20 protein-coding genes are annotated in these 20,744 nt (G+C 48.1%); 18 read left to right on the forward strand and 2 right to left on the reverse strand.

All coding sequences use genetic code 11. The features are described 5' to 3' along the window. Window positions 1-8: 8 nt before the first annotated feature. The 16 genes from yqfD (at window position 9) to ABR335_RS07830 (ending at window position 16,099) form a co-directional block, all read left to right on the forward strand. Window positions 9-1,202, forward strand: coding sequence for a sporulation protein YqfD (gene yqfD / locus ABR335_RS07755; RefSeq protein WP_061086610.1), 1,194 nt, complete (start codon window positions 9-11; stop codon window positions 1,200-1,202). Further along, window positions 1,199-2,152 (forward strand): PhoH family protein, encoded by a 954-nt coding sequence (locus ABR335_RS07760; protein ID WP_026683228.1) that lies wholly within the window; start codon window positions 1,199-1,201, stop codon window positions 2,150-2,152. Before yqfD ends, ABR335_RS07760 begins: the two co-directional genes overlap by 4 nt. A gap of 136 nt (window positions 2,153-2,288) precedes the next feature. Then, a complete protein-coding gene (locus ABR335_RS07765) occupies window positions 2,289-4,385 on the forward strand; it encodes an HD family phosphohydrolase (protein WP_350346694.1) in 2,097 nt (698 codons plus the stop codon). Between the two features lie 34 nt (window positions 4,386-4,419). After that, window positions 4,420-4,890: an rRNA maturation RNase YbeY gene (ybeY, locus tag ABR335_RS07770; RefSeq protein WP_014097983.1), complete on the forward strand. Its 471-nt coding sequence runs from the start codon at window positions 4,420-4,422 to the stop codon at window positions 4,888-4,890. Next, entirely contained in the window at window positions 4,874-5,269 is a 396-nt protein-coding gene (locus ABR335_RS07775; RefSeq protein WP_014097984.1) for a diacylglycerol kinase family protein, read from the forward strand. The genes ybeY and ABR335_RS07775 overlap by 17 nt, the downstream gene beginning before the upstream one ends. Before the next feature lie 495 nt (window positions 5,270-5,764). Beyond that, window positions 5,765-6,673 (forward strand): GTPase Era, encoded by a 909-nt coding sequence (gene era / locus ABR335_RS07780; RefSeq protein ID WP_014097985.1) that lies wholly within the window; start codon window positions 5,765-5,767, stop codon window positions 6,671-6,673. A 118-nt stretch (window positions 6,674-6,791) separates the two neighbouring features. Further along, window positions 6,792-6,935 (forward strand): YqzL family protein, encoded by a 144-nt coding sequence (locus tag ABR335_RS07785; RefSeq protein ID WP_014097986.1) that lies wholly within the window; start codon window positions 6,792-6,794, stop codon window positions 6,933-6,935. Window positions 6,936-6,974: 39 nt separating this feature from the next. Further along, window positions 6,975-7,742: a DNA repair protein RecO gene (gene recO / locus ABR335_RS07790; protein WP_014097987.1), complete on the forward strand. Its 768-nt coding sequence runs from the start codon at window positions 6,975-6,977 to the stop codon at window positions 7,740-7,742. Window positions 7,743-7,978: 236 nt separating this feature from the next. Beyond that, window positions 7,979-8,620, forward strand: a complete 642-nt coding sequence (locus ABR335_RS07795; protein ID WP_014097988.1) for a helix-turn-helix transcriptional regulator — start codon at window positions 7,979-7,981, stop codon at window positions 8,618-8,620. A 17-nt stretch (window positions 8,621-8,637) separates the two neighbouring features. Next, window positions 8,638-9,438, forward strand: a complete 801-nt coding sequence (locus ABR335_RS07800; protein WP_014097989.1) for a pyruvate, water dikinase regulatory protein — start codon at window positions 8,638-8,640, stop codon at window positions 9,436-9,438. Between the two features lie 463 nt (window positions 9,439-9,901). Further along, window positions 9,902-11,707, forward strand: a complete 1,806-nt coding sequence (gene dnaG / locus ABR335_RS07805) for a DNA primase (protein WP_014097990.1) — start codon at window positions 9,902-9,904, stop codon at window positions 11,705-11,707. 77 nt (window positions 11,708-11,784) lie between these two features. After that, on the forward strand, window positions 11,785-12,918 hold the full coding sequence (rpoD, locus tag ABR335_RS07810) for an RNA polymerase sigma factor RpoD (RefSeq protein WP_014097991.1): 1,134 nt from the start codon (window positions 11,785-11,787) through the stop codon (window positions 12,916-12,918). A gap of 150 nt (window positions 12,919-13,068) precedes the next feature. Next, on the forward strand, window positions 13,069-13,605 hold the full coding sequence (locus ABR335_RS07815) for a hypothetical protein (RefSeq protein WP_026683231.1): 537 nt from the start codon (window positions 13,069-13,071) through the stop codon (window positions 13,603-13,605). Between the two features lie 218 nt (window positions 13,606-13,823). Continuing rightward, a complete protein-coding gene (gene cccA / locus ABR335_RS07820; protein ID WP_017550550.1) occupies window positions 13,824-14,195 on the forward strand; it encodes a cytochrome c550 in 372 nt (123 codons plus the stop codon). Window positions 14,196-14,285: 90 nt separating this feature from the next. After that, a complete protein-coding gene (locus ABR335_RS07825) occupies window positions 14,286-14,984 on the forward strand; it encodes a tRNA (adenine(22)-N(1))-methyltransferase (RefSeq protein ID WP_035184582.1) in 699 nt (232 codons plus the stop codon). Then, the gene (locus ABR335_RS07830; RefSeq protein WP_017550548.1) at window positions 14,981-16,099 is read left to right on the forward strand and encodes a Nif3-like dinuclear metal center hexameric protein; all 1,119 of its coding nucleotides are present in this window, start codon (window positions 14,981-14,983) and stop codon (window positions 16,097-16,099) included. The genes ABR335_RS07825 and ABR335_RS07830 overlap by 4 nt, the downstream gene beginning before the upstream one ends. Window positions 16,100-16,364: 265 nt before the next feature. Here the strand turns inward: ABR335_RS07830 and ABR335_RS07835 are convergent, their stop codons facing one another. Together ABR335_RS07835 and vrrA are read right to left on the reverse strand one after the other, a co-directional pair. Further along, a complete protein-coding gene (locus tag ABR335_RS07835; RefSeq protein WP_014097996.1) occupies window positions 16,365-17,330 on the reverse strand; it encodes a 4-hydroxy-3-methylbut-2-enyl diphosphate reductase in 966 nt (321 codons plus the stop codon). Between the two features lie 290 nt (window positions 17,331-17,620). After that, window positions 17,621-18,259, reverse strand: coding sequence for a VrrA/YqfQ family protein (vrrA, locus tag ABR335_RS07840; RefSeq protein ID WP_017550547.1), 639 nt, complete (start codon window positions 18,257-18,259; stop codon window positions 17,621-17,623). A gap of 211 nt (window positions 18,260-18,470) precedes the next feature. On the opposite strand from vrrA, the gene ABR335_RS07845 reads away from it, so the two are divergent. Together ABR335_RS07845 and ABR335_RS07850 are read left to right on the forward strand one after the other, a co-directional pair. Further along, the gene (locus ABR335_RS07845; protein WP_014097999.1) at window positions 18,471-19,781 is read left to right on the forward strand and encodes a DEAD/DEAH box helicase; all 1,311 of its coding nucleotides are present in this window, start codon (window positions 18,471-18,473) and stop codon (window positions 19,779-19,781) included. Between the two features lie 15 nt (window positions 19,782-19,796). Continuing rightward, complete coding sequence (locus tag ABR335_RS07850) at window positions 19,797-20,696, forward strand: deoxyribonuclease IV (RefSeq protein ID WP_014098000.1); 900 nt, start codon at window positions 19,797-19,799, stop codon at window positions 20,694-20,696. The last annotated feature ends 48 nt before the right edge of the window (window positions 20,697-20,744 follow it).

Genomic DNA, 20,744 nt, shown 5'->3' on the forward strand with positions numbered 1-20,744 from the left:
GGCTATGGTTGAAAAATCATTGGGTAACTTTTTTACAGGGGTCGGTGGCTGTAAAAATTGAGGGAAAAGGGATCGAACGTTTTATCAACCAGCTGACAAGGGCCGGCCTCGCTGTTTGGAATGTCAGGCGGCAGGGCACTATGGCCGTCACGTTCGAATTGCGCCTTTCAGACATTCACCAGCTCAGAAAAGCAGTAAGGGGACAAGATTTGCATGTCCGCTTTTTAAGGGGGCGCGGCGTTCCTTTTTTATGGAAAAGGACGCTGAAAAACGCCGGATTCCTGTTCGGTTTTTTTCTCTTTCTTGCCGTGATCACGGTGCTTTCCAACATGGTTTGGGGCGTGGAGATCAAAGGTGCAACACCAAAAACCGAGCACGAAATCCGCAAACAATTGGACAAACTGGGTATTCAAACAGGGCATTCACAGTTTTTTCTCGATGATATTGAAACCATCCAGCGCAAGCTGACAAACAATCTTCCGGACGTGACATGGGTCGGCGTGGAGCTGCGCGGGACAACCTATCATTTTACCGTTGTGGAGAAAAACATGCCGGAACCGGTGAAACATCCGGGCCCACAGCATCTTGTCGCTTCACAGAAAGCAGTGGTGGAAAATATGTTTGTTGAAAAAGGTAAGCCGGTTGTAAAAATTAACCAGTATGTGAAAAAAGGCCAGCTGCTTGTTTCCGGTGTCATTGGGAATGATAAAGAAAAATACCCTGTGGCAGCCAAAGGGAAAGTATACGGAAAAACGTGGTATAAAACGGCGGTTGAACTTCCGCTTTCCTCCCGTTTTCAAGTCTACACCGGCAATGCAGCCCAAAAATATTACCTTGGAATCGGCTCGATGAAGCTGCACGTATGGGGCTTCCGGAACCCCCGTTTTAAACAGTACCGGACATCGGAAGAAGCAGAAAAAGTCAAGTTTTTAAAATGGACATTGCCGGTCCGCTTTATCAGGGAAACGATCCGTGAGAAAGAAGAGCGGGACAGAAATTATACCAAAAAAGAGGCCGAAGCAGAAGCAAAAAAATTAGCAAGGCAGGATTTGCGCAAAAAACTGCCAAAAGAAGCAACCGTTACGGATGAATATGTTTTGCAAGAACATGTCCGCAATGGTACATTAAAAATGATGATTTATTATGAAGTAGTAGAAAATATCGCAATCGCAAAACCAATTGCTCAAGGAGACTTAGAATGACAGAAGAAAGTACGGCAAAACTTCAATTGGAGAATACAAACGAAGCAGTGCTTTTATTCGGCATTTCCGACCATCATTTGAAAATGCTTGAGGATGCCTACGGGGTCCACATCCTCACCCGCGGCGAAACGATCCAGGCAAGCGGCAAAGAAGATGCGGCACAAAGGGTGATCGCCGTCATGTCCGAACTGCTTGGTTTGATTAAAAAAGGCATCCCGATCAGCGGGCGCGATGTGCTTTACGCTGTCGAAATGGAAAAAAAGGGCCATCTTGAATATTTGGCAAGCCTGTACGAAGAAGAAATTGCCCGGAATGCGAAAGGGAAAGCGATCCGGATCAAGACATTCGGGCAGCGCGACTATATCCAGGCAATCCGCCATCATGACCTTGTGTTCGGCATCGGCCCGGCCGGAACGGGAAAAACGTATTTGGCCGTTGTCATGGCGGTGAATGCTTTAAAAAGCGGCGAGGTAAAACGGATTATTTTAACCCGCCCAGCTGTTGAAGCGGGGGAAAGCCTCGGGTTTTTGCCGGGGGATTTGAAGGAAAAAGTTGATCCGTATTTGCGCCCGCTCTATGATGCATTAAACGATGTGCTCGGCGCGGAGCATACACAGCGCCTGATTGAAAGGGAAACAATCGAAATTGCCCCGCTAGCCTATATGCGCGGGCGCACGCTTGATGATGCGTTCGTCATTCTCGATGAAGCGCAGAATACGACACAGGCACAAATGAAAATGTTTCTGACGCGCCTCGGTTTTCACTCTAAAATGGTGATTACAGGGGACAGAACACAGATTGACCTGCCAAAAGGCGCGGAATCTGGGCTTTTGACGGCTGAAAGAGTGCTGGAAAAAGTCCGCGGCATTTCATTCGTCTATCTGGAAGAAAGTGATGTCGTTCGCCACCCGCTTGTTGCGAAAATTATCGAAGCTTATCAAAACGCATAACCCGGGCCGTGGCACCCGGGTTGTTTTGCCATGCATTTTTGCCGGAAAACTGATATGATGGTACCGTTAAGAGCGATTGCAAAAGGCGGTGTACGAAAAGCAAATGAAAATTCCCGGGCAAATGGGCAGGTTGCGGATGATGTTAAGCTTTAAATGGTTTACATTCGTGATCCTGTTTTTACTGGCCCTTATTTTATTCGGCATTTTTTATCCGAACATCAGGCCACAGACGTATGATATTAAGTTATTTTCAGTTGCGAACAATACGATCCGTTCTCCGAAAACGATCGTCGATGAAGAAAAAACAAAAGAAGAAAAACAGCTGGCGGCCGCCAGTGTTGCGAAAGTCTATACGTTTGACAGCGGCCTGGCACAAAACCGGGTTTCGCTGATGGATTCGATTTTTGACGTTGCAGAAGAAGTGAACGCGGAATATAAAAATAAAAAACACGGCGGAAAAAACAGCAGCGGGCTGCAGGAAGAGAAGCTGGCAAAATTGAAGGAAATATTGTCTGAAAATGTGTCCGGCAATGTGACCGGTTCGATTTCCGACACAAGTTTTCGCGCGCTTTTGTCCGCTACCCCGGATGAATTGAAAGCGGCAAGAAACATTGTCGAAACGAATGTCAATGAGGCACTTAGCCAAAAAGTGACAGAAAACAATGCGGCTGAAGCCAAAAGCCGGGTGGCCTCGCAAATCGAAAGGTCGGGGTTAAAAGCGGGTATCCGGAATGCTGCGTCCGAGCTTGGTCAATATGCGATCGTGCCCAATTATGTGTACGATGCAAAGCTGACGGAAAAAAGAAGGCAGCAGGCGAGGGATAACGTTGAACCGGTGAAAATCCTGCAGGGACAGGTTATCGTCCAGGAAGGGCATCTGATCGACCGGGAAACTTACCGCGAACTCCAGCTGCTCGGGCTGTTAAAAAGCAGCGGATCGGTTAAGCCGTATATCGGATTGGCTTTATTTGCCTTTTTTGCATCTGGCGTTTTGTACCTCTATACGAGCCGGATGCGCGCAACGGAAGAAGAAAAGCAAAACCGGCTTGTCATGGCCGGGCTGATTCTTGTCATCGCCCTGGCATTGATGAAGCTGGCGGGTATTTTAACCCATCTTGAGATTCCGGGTATCGAATACGCTTATCCGGCCGCAATGGCGCCGCTGCTCGCTCGGATTTTGCTCAGGGACCGTTCCGCATTTTTGCTTTCAGCCCTGCTTGCCGCTTGTGCGAGCATCGAATTTCATGGCGACATTGCAGATACATTTAACGCCGAGATGGTTGTATACGCGCTTATTACAGGGACAGGGGGCATTTTGCTTTTACCGAAACGGCCGGAGCGCACCCGGTTGTTTCAAACCGGGATTTTTGCAGCGCTATTGAATGTGCTTGCCGTCTGTGTCATCTATTTTTTGAATGCCGGCCAAATCGTAAAAGCGGACTTTTTATATACCCTTTTATTTGCGTTTCTTTCCGGCATTTTGTCCGCTGTGTTCGTGATGGGGCTGCAGCCGTTTTTTGAAGCAGCGTTCGGCATTTTGTCGCCGATCCGCCTTGTGGAGCTGTCCAATCCGAACCACCCGCTTTTGAAAAAGATTTTAACGGAAGCACCGGGCACGTATCACCATAGCCTGATGGTTGCCAATCTTGCCGAAGCGGCTTGTGAAGCGATCGGGGCGAACGGCCTCCTTGCCAGGGTCGGCAGTTATTATCATGATATCGGGAAAACAAAACGGCCCGCATTTTTTATCGAAAACCAGCTGAACGTCCCGAATCCGCATGACCGCCTTTCGCCTGAAACAAGCAGGGACATTATTATTGCCCATGCGAAAGACGGGTCGGAAACATTGAAAAAATATAAGCTGCCGAAAGCCTTTTCGGATATTGCCGAACAACATCACGGCACGACTTTGCTGCAGTATTTTTACCATAAGGCAAAAGCGCAAAACCCGGATGTAAAAGAAGAAGCGTTCCGTTACCCAGGTCCAAAGCCGCAGACGAAAGAAGCGGCTGTCATCAATATTGCGGACAGCGTGGAAGCGGCTGTCCGGTCCATGAACCATCCGACGCCCGATGATATTCAAAATTTAGTCGGCAATATTGTGCAAGGGCGGATCATGGATGGGCAATTTAATGAATGTGACATTACTTTGAAAGAACTGGAGACCGTTAAACGCACGCTTTGCGAGACGCTTAACGGCATCTTTCATTCAAGGATCCAGTATCCGAAATAAGGATCCCGTAAAAATAAGAAAAAGGATGGCTGACATGACATTATCACTCGATATGATGGATGAAACAAATGAGCTTGAAGCGGAGCATCTCGAGCTTGTCCGGACATTGCTCGATTATGCTGCCCGTCAGGAAGGGGTGGAGGACGGCACCGAGTTGTCGGTAACGTTTACGGATAATGAAGGGATCCGCGAAATCAACCGCGATTACCGCGGCAAAGACCAGCCGACCGATGTCATTTCGTTCGCGCTTGAAGAAATGGGGGAAGGGGAGATCGAAATTACTGGTGCAGAAATACCGCGCGTACTCGGGGATATCATTATTTCCGTGCCGCGGGCAAGGGAGCAGGCCGAAGAGTACGGGCACTCGTTTGAAAGGGAACTCGGCTTTTTGGCGGTTCACGGATTTCTTCACCTGCTCGGCTATGACCATATGACAAAAGAAGATGAAACGGAAATGTTCGGGCGCCAAAACGAGATCCTCGATCGCTATGGACTTAAACGATAAAAAAATCCCGAAATACCGCACCCCTTTCCGGCCGGCTGTGGAAGGACTGTTTGCAACCATCCGGCAGGAACGGAATTTCCGTTTTCATCTTCTGGCGGCGTTTTGCGCTTGTTTGCTCGGCTTTTTCTTCTCCCTTTCCAAAACAGAATGGATCGCCATTTTAATTTCCATTTTCGGCGTGATCGCAATGGAGCTGATGAACACAGCAATTGAGCGGGCGGTTGACCTGACTGTCGGGCAGAAATACCACCCGCTTGCCAAGCTTGCGAAAGACGCAGCGGCGGCAGCAGTCCTGATGTGGGCCGTGCTTGCGGCCATTATCGGCTGCATCGTATTTCTTCCAAAATTATGGCATGTATTCCAGGGAGCGGCTTTTTAATGCGGCTTCTTTTTTATGGCCCTCCCCCAAATGTCCTTACCTGCGCGATTTCGGCGTAAAAAAGCAGATGCCCTGCTTCAGCCGGACTGTCGTACAGAAACGGCATACGAGATCTGGTATGTGTAAAATTTTACTCGAAGGGCAGATGAGTGGAAAAAATGGGGAGACACTCTATTATCTAAATGTACACCGTTAAATGAACATCAAGAGAGAGGTCTTCCCATGGATATGCCGCAATTTGAAAGGCACAGGCCGTTGCGCTAAAATAAAGGTAATCACACTACTTGAAAACGGCCATGGCATACTAAGTGACGCTAAAATCAGTGTAAATTCACCACGAGTCGACAATATTTTCACGAACTTTTAAAATATTCAAAAGTGATGAAAAATACATTTTAACTTTCGGGTCTATTTGTAGTAAAATACAGGTAAGGGGAAAAGATATGGAAACAATGGTAAAGCTGCTTTCGGGCACTTATTCAACGGAGGATTTGCATGGAACAACCAACATATAAATCAGGCTTTATTTCTATCATTGGACGCCCGAATGTCGGGAAGTCCACTTTCATCAACCAGGTGGTCGGGCAAAAAATCGCCATCATGAGCGATAAGCCGCAGACAACACGGAATAAGATACAGGGCGTTTACACAGCTGATGACGCACAGATGATTTTTATCGATACACCCGGCATCCATAAACCGAAGCATAAGCTGGGCGATTTCATGGTAAAATCAGCCACGGATACATTAAAAGAAGTGGACCTGATTCTATTTATGGTCAATGCGGAAGAAAAACGCGGCCGCGGGGACGAGTACATTATCGAACTGCTTAAACACGTGCGCACGCCTGTTTTTTTGGTCATCAACAAAATTGACCTCGTTCATCCGGATGATTTGCTTGCCTTCATAGAACAGTACAAAGATTTATACCCGTTCCGTGAAGTGGTCCCGATTTCCGCACTCGGAGGAAACAACGTCAGCCGGCTGCTCGATACCATCAAGGCATATTTGCCGGAAGGGCCGCAGTATTATCCGGCAGACCAGGTGACAGACCATCCGGAACGCTTTATCATTTCGGAACTGATCCGCGAAAAAGCGCTGCAGCTTACAAGAGAAGAAGTGCCGCATTCGATTGCGGTTGTTATTGAAAAAATGGAGCGGGAAGAGAACAAGGATGTCATTCACGTGATGGCGACGATCGTTGTCGAACGGCCGTCCCAAAAAGGGATTATCATCGGCAGGCAGGGAAGCATGCTGAAAGAGATTGGCAAAAGAGCAAGGGCTGATATCGAAAATTTGCTCGGGTCGCAAGTTTATTTGGAATTATGGGTAAAAGTGCAGAAAGATTGGCGGAATAAAATCAGCCAGCTGCGCGATTTCGGTTTCCGGGAAGACGAATATTGATTTTGGCGCCCGCTTCTGGTTGTAAATTTTTACCCCGAATGTTTGCGTGTCCCCTGGTGAAGCTATAAAAGGCTTTTAAAGAAATTTCATGACCTACAACATGAAAGGCGTGGTGAATATGTTAGAATTTACCTGGAAAGTCTTTGCGGATACCGGCAATATTGATACGTACCTGCTTTTTAAGGAACTGGAAAGGGACCGGCGTCAAGACCGGTATGAACGTGAAGAAGATCCGGCAGATGCGGATTTTTCCATTACTTAAGGATAAGCCGTACTGCCTGTCGGGCAAGAGGTGGAGAGGTTGTTTGAAAAATGTGAAGGGATCGTCATTAAAAATACAGACTACGGCGAATCCAATAAAATCCTGCATATTTACACAAAAGAATTTGGGAAGCTAGGCTTTATGGCGCGCGGAGCCAAAAAGCCGAACAGCCGACTGGCGGCGGTTTCCCAGGTTTTTACATATGGGAATTTCCTTTTTCAGCCGTCGCGCGGTCTTGCCACCCTCCAACAGGGAGAGACCGTTTCACCGATGCGCCATATCCGCGAAGATATTTTCAAAACGGCGTATGCTGCCTATGTGGTGGAACTTTTGGGCCGGGCGGTCGAAGATAAAAAAAAGAATCCGTCTTTATTTGAGCTTTTGCTCCGGACGCTCGAATATATCGATGAAGGCTATGACCCGGAAATTATCAGGGACATCTTTGAAATGAAGATGCTGAATGTACTCGGTATGTACCCGGTGATGGACAAATGTGCGGTATGCGGCAACACGGAAGGGCCCTTTGCTTTTTCCATCCGGGAAAACGGCCTTCTTTGCCCCCGCTGTTTTGCGCGCGACCCGTACCGGCTCCCGTTGTCACAGCCTGCGATCCGCCTGCTCCGGCTTTTTTATTTTCTGGACATCAACCGGCTCGGCAGCATTTCTGTTAAAGACTCGACAAAAAAAGAGCTGAGAACGGCGATTTCCATGTACTATGATGAATATACCGGCCTGCAACTGAAAGCCGGCCGGTTTCTTAGCCAGATAGAGTCGCTCGAAAAAAGGCTCGGGCCGGACAATGCATAAGACATCCCCCTATCGAAGAAAAAGGGGGACTTTCCTTGCTGCCCGGGGCCGGATGATGCATCGCACGGCCCGCGGTTCTGCTTTAACTGTTTTTGCCCGGCCGAAAAATCATGACCCGCTATCTGAGTATACGCAGCTGTCTTCCAAAATATCAATGGCATTTTTATGTATCATAGTGGCAGATAAGGACAGATTTCCGTAAATGTGTTATACTATTGTCTTGCATGGTTGTGTGAATGAAGGCGGTGATTACGATCGAATTAACGAAAAGGCAAGAACAGATTCTCGAGATCGTCAAAACGAACGGGCCGATTACAGGCGAGCACATCGCCGAAAAGCTGAATTTAACGAGGGCAACACTCCGGCCGGATCTTGCCATTTTAACAATGGCAGGTTACTTGGATGCACGCCCGCGCGTCGGCTATTTTTATACCGGAAAAACGAGCACGCAGCTTCTTACGGAAAATTTAAAACATATTTACGTAAAAGATTATCAGTCTTTGCCGGTCGTGGTGAACGAGAATATGTCCGTGTACGATGCCATCGTAACGGTTTTTCTTGAAGATGTCGGCACGCTTTATGTCGTCGACAATGCATCCCATCTGATCGGTGTTTTGTCGCGAAAAGATTTGTTGCGGGCAAGCCTTGGAAACAAAGACCTATCGGCATTGCCGGTGCATATCATTATGACAAGAATGCCGAATATTACCTGCTGTAAAAAAGATGATCTTCTGATTGATGTGGCAAAAAAACTGATTGAAAAACAAATTGACTCGGTGCCCGTTGTGAAAGAAACAGAAAGCGGGCTTGAAGTGACCGGGCGGATAACGAAAACGAATATCACGAAAGCGTTCGTTGAACTTGCAGACGGCGATTAAAAAGGAAGTGATCATTTTTGGCAAAACCCCATATTTATATTGTTTCAGACTCGGTCGGAGAGACGGCGGAGCTCGTCACAAAGGCGGCCATCAGCCAGTTTGAAAACCAGGACGCAGAATTAAAACGCTTCCCGTATGTGGAAGATACGATCCATATTGATGAAGTGGTTTCGCTTGCATCCATGAATTTCGGCATGATCGTCTATACGCTTGTGAAGCCGGAAATGCGGAAATACATGAACGACCAAGCCGTAAAACACGGCCTTGCTGCTGTCGATTTAATGGGACCTCTCATGGACCGGCTGCTCGAATTGTATGAATCCAAGCCGCTCTATGAACCGGGGCTCGTCAGAAAATTGGACGAAGCTTATTTTAAAAAGGTGGAAGCGATCGAATTTGCGGTGAAATATGATGACGGCCGGGATCCGCGCGGCATTGTCCGGGCGGATATTGTCCTCATCGGTGTTTCCCGTACGTCCAAAACGCCGCTTTCACAATACCTGGCGCATCACCGCTATAAAGTTGCGAATGTGCCGATTGTGCCGGAAGTGGATCCGCCGGAAGAACTTTTTCGTATTCCTTCCAAAAAATGTATCGGTTTAAAAATTGATCCTGATACATTAAATCATATCCGGAAAGAACGGCTGAAAACACTCGGGCTTGATGGTTCGGCAAGTTATGCGACCATTGAACGCATCAAATACGAACTGGATTATTTTAATCAGGTAGCGGAGCGGCTTGGCTGCAAAGTGATCGATGTCACCAACAAAGCGGTCGAAGAAACGGCAAATATTATTATGGATGAAATGAGAAAGTAAAAGCGGTCAAGGTTCGAGAAGCGCATGCCTTTTTGCGGCATCGGCCGGATGAAAATAAATCCAATTGAAACGGTGGAAGCAGGCTGAAACGGTCTTTGCTTCCACCCGTTTTTTTAAAAATTTTTCTTTTGAAAAAAACGAGGCATATTTTTTTCTGTTTTTCAGTATTTATTTATAGTCAAAATGGAGCAAGTGTACTATAATAAAAAATTGTGATAAAAATGTATGATACGGGTTTAGAGTAAGCTTTTAAGGAATAAACTATTTATGAGTAAATGTCAAGTCTGAATTTGAATAAATTTCGACAGGGCCAAAAAAATTATGGGAAGAAGCGCAAAACATGCAGGATTCTGCGGAGCAATGTAGAATATTTTAGGATGAAAAGAAAAACAGCAAACGAATAAGCATTGCCGTATCCCGGATGAAATGCTGTGAATAAAGGTGGAGCAGAAGGGATTGTTTGATGACAGGGATGATTCCAAATGAAAAAATTGATGAGATCCGCCGGTCTTCCGATATTGTGGAGGTCGTGAGCGAATATGTACAGCTCAAAAAGCAGGGCCGCAATTATTTCGGCCTGTGCCCGTTCCACGGTGAGCATACGCCGTCATTTTCCGTATCCCCAGATAAGCAGATTTTTCACTGCTTTGGATGCGGCGCAGGCGGCAATGTATTTACTTTTCTCATGGATATCGAAGGCATCTCTTTTCAGGAAGCGGCAGAGAAACTGGCACAAAAAGCGCATATCGAGCTTGGCGTCGTTTTACGGCACGAAGAGCAGAAAAACATCGATCCGAAGCGCCGGCAGATGCTGGAAGCGCACGAACTGCTGCAAAAATTATACCACCATTTGCTTTTGCATACAAAAGAAGGAGAACCTGCGCTAAAGTACCTGCGCGGGCGTGGATTTACAGACGAAGCAATCGAAAAGTTCGGGATCGGATATGCGCTGCCTGCCTGGGATTTTGCCGCCAATATGCTACAAAAGCGCGGTTTTCCCCTTTCCGTGCTGGAAGAAAGCGGGCTTGTCATCCGCAATGAAAAGGACGGCAAATATTTCGACCGTTTCAGGGACCGGATTATGTTTCCGATCATGGATGAAAAGGGAAACATGGTCGCATTTGCCGGAAGAGCGGTCCGGAAACAGGAACACCCGAAATATTTAAACAGCCCTGAGACGCCGCTTTTTAATAAAAGCAAGCTGCTTTTTAACCTGAACCGGGCAAGAGGGCCGATCCGCAAAAAACAGCAGGCAGTCATTTTCGAAGGCTATGCGGACGTGATCTCCGCCGACCGGGCTGGCGTTGAAAACGGTATTGCCACAATGGGCACTTCGATTACACCGGAACACGTCCGGATGATAAAAAGGCTCACGGACGGCGTTGTCATTTGCTACGATTCGGACCAGGCCGGCCTCACTGCTGCTTTCCGTGCGGGGAAAATGCTCAGTGAAAACGGCTGTGAAGTGCGGGTTGCGCAAATGCCGGATGGGCTGGACCCTGATGACTACATAAACCAGCATGGCGGAGAAAAGTTCCGCATGGATGTAATAGGGGCCAGCCTGACTTTTATGGCTTTTAAAATGCAATATTTCCGCATGAATAAAAATCTCCAAAATGAAGGAGAAAAGCTGGCGTATATAGAAGAAGTCATTCAGGAAATTGCCAAACTGGAGAATCCGGTGGAGAAAGACCTTTACTTGCGCCAGCTGTCCGAAGAATTTTCGTTGTCTTTGGACGCCCTGAAAGAGCAGGAAAGGCAATACGGTTCCCGTGAAACCGGGACCCGGAAGAGAAGCCGCCCTGCAGAGAATCCGGTGCCTGCACATGAGGAAGCCCGGATGCTCCCTGCCAATATGACCGCAGAGAGAAGGCTGCTTTGGCATATGCTGCGGGACGGGGAAATTGCCTATAAAGTGAAAGATTTCCTTGGCGAAAACAGCTTTTACGGGGATGAACACCAGGCAATTTTTACTTACCTGCTTGGCTGGTACGAAGAAGGGAATCCGCCTGATACGAGCGCTTTCCTGTCTTATTTGCCCGATGCAAAACTGCAGCGGATTGCTGCCGAAATCGAAATGATGACGGTAGGCGGGGAGCTGACGGATGAGGAATTGGAAGATTATGTGCAATATGTGCTAAAACACCAGAAGTTGCTGCGCATTCAGGAAAAACTGAGGGCACAAAAAGATGCCGAACGGCAGAATGATTTCCAAAAAGCGCTGCAATTGGCGGGTGAAATTGTGGCACTGAGAAAGTCTATGACTTGAAATCTCTGCTTTTTATAAATGATCAAGTTGCTGTTGGATCATTGAAAGTGTTGAAATTGTCGGAAGGAGGGGAACATATGGCTGAAAAGTCAGCACGTTCCAAAGAAGTAGAAGAAAGTGAGTTTACAGTAGAAAAAGCAAAAGAGCAACTCGTTGAACGCGGGAAAAAGCGGGGGTTTCTCACTTATGATACCATTTCCGAAAAACTCGGCCATTTTGATTTAACATCCGATCAGATGGATGAATTTTATGAATCGCTCGGTGAACAAGGAATCGATGTGACAGATGACACCAGCGACGAGGATGCCCCTTCCCATCTCGAACTGGAAAAAGAGAATGACGAAGAGTTTGACCTGAATGATTTGAGTGTTCCCCCGGGTGTGAAAATCAATGATCCGGTACGCATGTACTTGAAAGAAATCGGGCGGGTCGACCTTCTTTCCGCAGACGAAGAAATCGAACTGGCCAAAAGAATCGAGCAGGGCGATGAAGAAGCAAAACGCCGGCTCGCTGAAGCCAACTTGCGCCTTGTTGTCAGCATTGCAAAACGGTATGTCGGCCGTGGCATGCAGTTTCTGGATTTGATCCAGGAAGGCAATATGGGCCTCATCAAGGCGGTTGAAAAATTCGATTACAAAAAAGGCTACAAATTCAGCACCTATGCCACATGGTGGATCCGCCAGGCCATCACGCGCGCGATTGCAGACCAGGCACGGACGATCCGGATACCGGTCCATATGGTGGAAACGATCAATAAACTCATCCGTGTGCAACGGTCACTGCTCCAGGATTTGGGCAGGGAACCAACACCGGAAGAAATTGCTGAAGAAATGGATATTTCTCCGGATAAAGTTCGGGAAATCATTAAAATTGCCCAGGAACCGGTTTCACTTGAAACGCCGATTGGCGAAGAAGATGATTCGCATCTTGGAGACTTTATTGAAGACCAGGATGCCACATCACCTTCTGACCATGCCGCTTATGAGCTGCTGAAAGAACAGCTGGAAGATGTGCTTGATACATTGACCGACAGGGAAGAAAATGTGCTCCGCCTCCGGTTCGGGCTTGATGACGGGCGCACTCGGACACTTGAAGAAGTCGGCAAAGTATTCGGTGTCACAAGGGAACGAATCCGGCAAATTGAAGCAAAGGCTTTGCGGAAACTCCGCCATCCAAGCAGGAGCAAACGCCTGAAAGATTTTCTTGAATAAGCCGGAAAAAGAAACAGACATGGCGCTTGTGCATCTGTTTTTACAGGCGCCTTGTTTTTAGTTTACTTCCTCGGGAAGTAAACTTTTTTCTTGCAAAAAAAAGGATTTTCCGCCCGCTTGTCGAATAGGTTACACAGGATGTGTTGAAAAATGGACGATAAGAGAAAACAAATCATTGTCAACGAAATTAAAATGTGGAAAGAGACCAAAATGATTCCACAAGAATACTGCGATTTTCTACTCGCGATCTATACGGAGGGAAATGAGGCCAATACCCGCAAACAAAACGGCGCAGGGAAATCCGTTAAAAAACAAGCCGCGGTTTCTGTTTTCATTCTTGCCCTCATTGCAATCGCTGTATTTGTCATTTATTTTACTGAATTACATTTTATTTTGCAAACGATGATTTTGACAGCTTTTGTCGGATGCTTACTTTTTCTGGGAATTCATTATGCTAATAAAGAAATTTTTTACCCGGTTTTCTTTGTTGGCGCCGCGATTATTTTGCTGCTTCTCAGTGTGTTTTTGAATGAAAAGGTGTTTGGAAATCACCGCTATACTTTATATTTGCTGCTTTTTGTCAACTGCGGGTTGTGGCTTATCGCCGGAAAGGCATACAAGCTGCTGTATTTTACCTTATCGGGGTTTCTCGGCCTCGTCATCTTGCTGGTCTCTATAGTAATATAATGTATAATTTTCAGTTTTCCTGTTGCCCTTTTCCGGCCCGCCTGCAATTGTATCACTTTATTGAATTTTTTGCTGCTTTTATTATAATACAAGATGAAAGCGCATTCAACCGTTATTTTTAAGTGGAAAGGCTTTCTTTCAAAAGAATTTTCAGTTAAAATGGAGGAGATGGGCACGGTAAATACGCTGGAAAAGCGGAAAAACAAGGGGGGAATGCATTGAAAAGAAATCCTGTAATCCCATATGTGCTGATTATGGTATTCGGGCTTGCCCTTATCTTTTTTCTTTCCGTGAAAGGGATCGGGGATGCGAAAGAAGTGGCCAAAGAAAAGGAGCATCCGAAGCAAACCGAAACCGCCTCCTCGGAAAAGTTTGATCCGGAGAGCTTTGCCAAAAAGACTTGCGTGACCTGCCACGGAAATAATTTGCAAGGCGGGGCCGGGCCGAATCTCCACGGCATCGGCAAGAAATTGTCCAAAGATAAGATTAAAGATGTACTCAGGAACGGCACGAGCGGCGGTATGCCAGCCGGACTTGTCGAAGAAGACCATATTGATGAAATGGCGGACTGGGTATCAAAGCTAAAATAAAGGGCAGGTTCACCGTACGGGGGGCATCCCCCTTTTTTTTATGGCAAAAAGTGGCTACAATAGAGGTATCACATGTAAAGTGGTGAAGAAATGAACAGCGGGAAACTTTCAAGAAGGCTTGAATCGGTGGCGGCTTTTATTCCGGCCGGCACTGTATTGGCAGATATCGGGTCTGACCACGCTTATTTGCCCGTTTTCTGCGTGAAGGACGGTAGCGTAACAGCGGCGGTGGCCGGAGAAGTGGCGGAAGGGCCGTACCATTCGGCGCAAAAGCAAGTGGAAAAAGCAGGGCTGACTGAAAAAATCAGCGTCCGGAAAGGAGACGGGCTTGAGATCTTGGCTCCGGGCGAAGCGGGATGCATTACGATTGCCGGGATGGGCGGCGCATTAATCGCCTCTATCCTCGATCGCGGAAAAGCAAAACTAAACGGCAAAGAAACGCTCATCCTGCAGCCGAATACCGGGTCGCACATTGTCCGCGGATGGCTGGCGGAAAACGGATGGGCCGTCACAGGAGAAGACATTCTCGAGGAAGACGGGAAAATATACGAAATTATCGCGGCAGAGTACGCGGGCCGCCATGTGGTGCTCACGGAAGCGGAACGCCTGATGGGCCCGGTTTTAATCAAAAACCAAAATGAAGCTTTCCGGAAAAAATGGCGTAATGAAATCAAAAAATGGCAATCCGTGCTCAGCCATCTGGAGCAGGCAGACGCAAGCCCGGAAATTGAAGAAAAAAAGCGTGTATATCGCCATTTGATTGCTTTGGCAGAGGAGGTTTTAACATGAAGCATGCGAACGGGCATGATGTCATCCAGCTATTTGAGCAGTTCGCACCGAAAAAGTTTGCAATGGACGGGGATCCGGTCGGGCTCCAAATCGGGCAGTTAAACGGGCCGGTGAAAAATGTGCTGGTGGCGCTTGATGTGTTGGAAGATGTGGTGGACGAAGCGATCGAAAAGGATGTCCAGCTGATTATCGCCCACCATCCTTCCGTTTACCGGCCGTTAAAAAACATGGCGACAGATACCCCCCAGGGCCGGCTGATTGAAAAATGCATCCGCCACGGGATTGCTGTCTATGCCGCCCATACGAACCTTGATATCGCAGAAGGGGGTGTAAACGATTTGCTGGCGGAGGCGCTCGGGCTCCGCGATACGGAAGTATTATCGCCTCTTTATGAAGACAAATTGAGGAAACTGGTTGTTTTTGTCCCGGTATCCCATGAAGAAGCCGTAAGAACGGCGCTTGGAAATGCCGGTGCGGGGGCGATCGGGAATTATAGCCATTGTTCTTTCTCTGCCCGCGGTACCGGCCGTTTTCTGCCGAGGGAAGGGACAAACCCGTTCCTCGGGGAAGCGGGAAAGCTCGAAGCAGCAGATGAAACAAGGATTGAAACGATTTATCCCGTGTCGATTGAAAAACAGGTGCTTTCTGCGATGCTTGAGGCGCACCCGTATGAAGAGGTTGCCTATGATATTTATCGGGTCTTAAATGAAGGCCGGAAGTATGGGCTCGGCCGGATCGGCGAAATCGAACGGGAAATGGCACTGCGGGAATTTGCGGAACATGTTAAAAAAGCGCTCGAAGTTCCGGCATTGCGCGTCGTCGGAAATCTCGACGAAAAAGTGAAAAAAGTAGCTGTTCTCGGCGGAGACGGCAACAAATATTTTGCTGAGGCAAAAAAGGCGGGGGCCGATGTGTTCGTCACCGGGGATTTTTATTACCATAACGCCCACGATGCACTGGCGCTCGGGCTGAATGTTGTAGACCCCGGACATAACGTGGAGAAGGTGATGAAAAAAGGGGTCGCGGCTTATATGCAGAAAGCATGCAGGGAGCATCAGCTCGATGTCCGCTTTATTGCATCCGAAGTGAACACAGACCCGTTTCAGTTTCTTTAAAAAACGCCCGGGCCGCTCGAAGTAGGGAAAAAGACGGCCTTTTTTAACCCGGGTCCCGTTATCCTAAAAAGATTGCGATAGCTCATTTTCCTTCTTTTGGACGGGGCCCCGTTGCATCTCGTATGGACTAAAAATACACACCAATTGATTTTCATGATGCTGCATTTTTTCCAGCATGGATGATGAAAGGCAAAAGGGCGGAGTCCGGTGGGGATCCGCCCTTTTGCTTATATTCCATTCCGGCCGGAAGCGTTTCAACCAGGTTTCAAGCTTTTTGGCCGGAAGAACGGTGCGGCGCTTTCACTTTCGGCAAAATTTTGGTTAACGGTACGTTCCGCTTTCGTTCCCAGGTTGATTCGTCTTCCGGGTCAAATTTTTCAAGAAATGCTATGACTTCACGTACGATCGGCGTCGGTGTTGATGCCCCTGCCGTTACGGCAACTTTTTGTACACCTTCAAGCCACGCCAGCTCAATTTCTTCGACATCGGCAATCCGGTATGCTTTCGTGCCGGCAATTTCTTCTGATACTTGGGCGAGGCGGTTTGAATTGTTGCTGCGCGGGTCGCCGACTACAAGCAGCAAATCAGCCTCCCCGGCCTGCCTGGCAACGGCTTCCTGGCGAATTTGCGTCGCATGGCAAATTTCATTGTACGTTTCTGCATGCGGATATTTCTTTTGGATAAGTTCCATTAAATCCGCCACGTCCCATTGGCTCATCGTCGTCTGGTTTGTTACAATGATTTTATCATTGCGGATATCGAGGGCTTTAACGTCTGCTTCCGTTTCGACGAGATGGACAATCGCAGGTGCGACACCGGCTGCCCCCTCGGGTTCCGGATGGCCTTTTTTACCGATATAAATCACATCATAGCCTTCTTTTTCTTTTTCACGGATTAAATCATGGGTTTTCGTTACATCCGGGCATGTGGCATCAATGGCCGTCAAGCCTTTTTTCCGGGCAAGTTCGCGCACTTCGGGGGAGACGCCGTGCGCGGTAAAAATAACGGTGCCTTTCTCCACCTTTTCGAGAATTTCTTTGCGGTTTTTGCCGTCGAGCGTAAGGATCCCGTCTTCTTTAAAGGCATCAGTCACATGCTGGTTGTGGACGATCATGCCAAGAATATAGATGGGACGCGGCAAAGTTTTATCCATTGCGGCGTTGCGGGCAATGACCATTGCGTCAACAACGCCGTAGCAGTAACCCCGGGGGGAAATTTTCAGCACTTCCATCGCGATCCTCCTAACAGGGTGCCGGAACACCGGCATCCGGGCTGGGAAATGAGTCTATTACATTTGTATTATATCGGAATGCGGCAAAGAATACAAAACGGGTTTTTGCACAGCCGGCCGTGCCCGAAATATGGCGCGCTCCCGGAAGGATGGAAAAGCAGAGGCTAATGCCAGCTTTTAATAGAACGAACCGTCTATACGCGGGTGCAAACTTTTGGTGCGCCAGATACCGAATGGTTCCCGGCCACAGAAAAAACCGTCTGCACACGGGTACAAACGGTTTTGGCGCCTTAAATAAACAATTTCGGCACGGAGACTCCTTTTTCCGGGCGTTTTTCGTCATTTTTGCTTTCTGCGGCTTGAGATGCGGGACGCTCCGCTTGCCGGTTGCTTTTTTTCTCTTTTGCTGGCGCAGGTTTTTTGTCTTTGCTGCTTAATTCGCGATTTTCCTGCTCATCCTGCTCATCCTCATTCGGGGCATTTTTCAGGCCGCGGTACAGTTTCCACATCGCTGGCAGATTTTTGACGAGCGGGCCGACCTGCTGAATCTGCTGGATCATCGGGCCGACCTGCTGCGCGGTTTTTAAGACATTTTGTGTATTGTTTAAAAACGAACTGATCGAAGAAGGATTTGCGATGGATTTGAAAAGCGATCCGCCTCCCCCGGCGGCACCCCGCTGGAAGGCAGCTGCCGGGTTGGCGGCTGCGCTTTGTCCGCCCCTTTGGAACAGTCTGGATAAAAGCCCTCCGCCCCGTCCTGCAGTTGCGCCTGCTCTACCCGGAAATCCCGGCATTTGCCCTCCGGCTCTGAATTGCCCGGGCATGCCCGGCCCGCCCAGGCGGTTCCCGGCAAACGGATTTCGCTGCATTCCGCCGAACGGGGACGGACTTTGCCGGCCGAAAAAGGGCGACATATTTCTTGGCGGCATCCATTTGACCCCCTTTCTGTTTGGCTTTTTCGTTCAATATTACAATATGCAGGCCAAACGGAAACGTCTGGCATGCAAAAAAAGTTTCTTTCTGCCTGTAAACGGCACAAAAATTTCCATTTGCATACGGGGGCATGCGGAAATTGGCATTTTTCGCGGATGTCGATTATAATAACAAGACGTTCTGCTGCATGAGAGAAGGAGTGGAAACATGAACGGAACAAAATGGGAAGATTTCGGTTTTAAATCATTTATCGAAAAAGCGATCGAACATAAAGGCTTTGCCGAACCGACGGAAATACAGCGAAAAATGATTCCGCTTGTTTTGCGGGGGGAAAGCGCTATCGGACAGTCGCAGACGGGAACGGGGAAAACACATGCTTATGTGTTGCCGCTTTTGCAAAAAGCAGACCCGTCTCTTGCGGAAGTCCAGGCGGTGATTACGGCCCCGACGCGGGAACTGGCGGCACAGATATACCATGAAATCCAGGAAATTTTAAAATGGGAAGAAACAGGCCGTCTTACCGCTAAACTATTTATCGGCGGGACGGACAAGCAGCGGGATATCAGCAAACTGAAAAAACAACCGCAAATTGTAGTTGGCACACCGGGCAGGGTAAATGATCTTGTGAAAGAACAGGCGTTATTTGTCCATACAGCGAAAACGTTTGTTGTCGATGAAGCGGATATTATGCTCGATATGGGCTTTATCGTGGATGTCGACCAAATCGCGGGGAGGATGTCTGAAAAACTGCAAATGCTCGTGTTTTCGGCAACCATTCCCGAAAAATTAAAGCCGTTTTTAAAAAAGTACATGGAAAATCCGAAATTCGAGCAGGTAGCGCCGCGCCAAATCGCAGCGAAAAAAATTGAACATATTTTGATCCCAAAACGCGCGCGGGAGAAAATGGACGTGTTGCATGATGTCCTCGAGGCGTTTAACCCGTACTTGGCGATTGTATTTGCAAACACAAAAGCGATGGTGGATGAAATTGCAGCAGGGCTCTCAGCAAAAGGGATGAAAACGGCCCGCATCCACGGAGACCTCTCGCCGCGGGAACGGGCGAAAACGATGAAACAAATCAAAAACCTGGAATACCGGTACATCATTGCCACTGATTTGGCCGCGCGCGGGATTGATATCGAAGGGGTCAGCCATGTTGTAAACTACGAGCTGCCAAAAGATTTAACGTTTTACGTCCATCGCGCCGGCAGAACGGCCCGCGCCGATCTGTCGGGCATATGCGCGACCATTTACGAACCTTCCGATGAGTTTGCCCTCACCCAGCTTGAGAAAATGGGGATTGCATTTCTCTACCGCGATGTGCGCCGCGGCGAATGGGTGGAACTGGGCGATCGGAACCGCCGCAAAAAGCGGGTAAAAAAGGCGGATCAAACGGAGACTGCGGCGAGAAAGGCAATCGGCAGGCCGAAAAAAGTGAAGCCGGGCTACAAAAAGAAAATGGAACGGCAGATCGAAATGCTGAAAAAACGGCAAAGGAAATTGCAAAAACGGAAATAAAAGGGGAGAAACAGCATGCTTAAAATTGGTTCACATGTCTCGATGAGCGGCAAAAAAATGCTGCTTGCGTCAAGTGAAGAGGCGGTTTCATACGGCGCCAACACATTCATGATTTATACGGGCGCACCGCAAAATACAAGGCGGAAGAAAATTGAGGACTTGAACATTGAAGCCGGCCTTGCCCATATGAAAGAACATGGCATAGAGGAGATTGTCGTCCATGCGCCGTATATCATCAATATCGGCAACACAACAAATCCTGCGACATTTGAACTCGGTGTCCGTTTTTTGCGGTCGGAAATTGAGCGGACGGAGGCGATCGGAGCGAAGCAGATCGTTTTGCACCCGGGCGCCCATGTTGGTGCAGGGCCGGAAAAAGCGATCAAGAAAATCATTGAAGGGCTGAATGAGGTGCTCGTTCCGGAGCAAACCGTCCAGATTGCGCTTGAAACGATGGCCGGCAAAGGATCCGAATGCGGCAGGACGTTTGAGGAACTGGCGGAAATTATAGACGGCGTCAAATACAATGACAAGCTTTCCGTTTGCTTTGATACTTGCCATACCCATGATGCCGGCTATGATGTGAAAAACCGGTTTGATGAAGTGCTGGATGAATTTGACCGGATCATCGGCATTGGCCGCCTGAAAGTATTGCATGTCAATGACAGCAAAAATGAAGCCGGCTCGCACAAAGACCGGCATGAGAATATCGGGTTTGGCCATATCGGATTTGAAGCCCTTGACTATATCGTGCATCACCCGGCGCTTTCTGACATCCCGAAAATTTTGGAAACCCCTTATGTCGGCGAAGACAAAAAGAACCGCAAGCCGCCGTACAAATACGAAATTGCCATGCTTAGAAACAGGAAATTTGACGAAAATCTGCTGGCCAAAATTGTGGAGCAGCCCGCTTGAATCCTGGTCAGGTTTTAAAGCCGCTGAAACAAAACGGTGAGACACTAC

The organism is Heyndrickxia faecalis (assembly GCF_040267745.1).
Taxonomy (GTDB): Bacteria; Bacillota; Bacilli; order Bacillales; family Bacillaceae_C; genus Weizmannia; species Weizmannia faecalis.

Coding starts and splice junctions, on each gene's coding strand:
- ABR335_RS07830 (WP_017550548.1), top strand. CDS start 14,981: ATGAAGCATGCGAACGGGCATGATGTCATCCAGCTATTTGAGCAGTTC.
- ABR335_RS07795 (WP_014097988.1), top strand. CDS start 7,979: ATGAAGGCGGTGATTACGATCGAATTAACGAAAAGGCAAGAACAGATT.
- vrrA (WP_017550547.1), bottom strand. CDS start 18,259: ATGCCGCCAAGAAATATGTCGCCCTTTTTCGGCCGGCAAAGTCCGTCC.
- ABR335_RS07760 (WP_026683228.1), top strand. CDS start 1,199: ATGACAGAAGAAAGTACGGCAAAACTTCAATTGGAGAATACAAACGAA.
- ABR335_RS07845 (WP_014097999.1), top strand. CDS start 18,471: ATGAACGGAACAAAATGGGAAGATTTCGGTTTTAAATCATTTATCGAA.
- ybeY (WP_014097983.1), top strand. CDS start 4,420: ATGACATTATCACTCGATATGATGGATGAAACAAATGAGCTTGAAGCG.
- ABR335_RS07815 (WP_026683231.1), top strand. CDS start 13,069: ATGGACGATAAGAGAAAACAAATCATTGTCAACGAAATTAAAATGTGG.
- rpoD (WP_014097991.1), top strand. CDS start 11,785: ATGGCTGAAAAGTCAGCACGTTCCAAAGAAGTAGAAGAAAGTGAGTTT.
- ABR335_RS07850 (WP_014098000.1), top strand. CDS start 19,797: ATGCTTAAAATTGGTTCACATGTCTCGATGAGCGGCAAAAAAATGCTG.
- ABR335_RS07765 (WP_350346694.1), top strand. CDS start 2,289: ATGATGTTAAGCTTTAAATGGTTTACATTCGTGATCCTGTTTTTACTG.
- era (WP_014097985.1), top strand. CDS start 5,765: ATGGAACAACCAACATATAAATCAGGCTTTATTTCTATCATTGGACGC.
- dnaG (WP_014097990.1), top strand. CDS start 9,902: ATGACAGGGATGATTCCAAATGAAAAAATTGATGAGATCCGCCGGTCT.
- ABR335_RS07785 (WP_014097986.1), top strand. CDS start 6,792: ATGTTAGAATTTACCTGGAAAGTCTTTGCGGATACCGGCAATATTGAT.
- ABR335_RS07825 (WP_035184582.1), top strand. CDS start 14,286: ATGAACAGCGGGAAACTTTCAAGAAGGCTTGAATCGGTGGCGGCTTTT.
- ABR335_RS07775 (WP_014097984.1), top strand. CDS start 4,874: ATGGACTTAAACGATAAAAAAATCCCGAAATACCGCACCCCTTTCCGG.
- ABR335_RS07835 (WP_014097996.1), bottom strand. CDS start 17,330: ATGGAAGTGCTGAAAATTTCCCCCCGGGGTTACTGCTACGGCGTTGTT.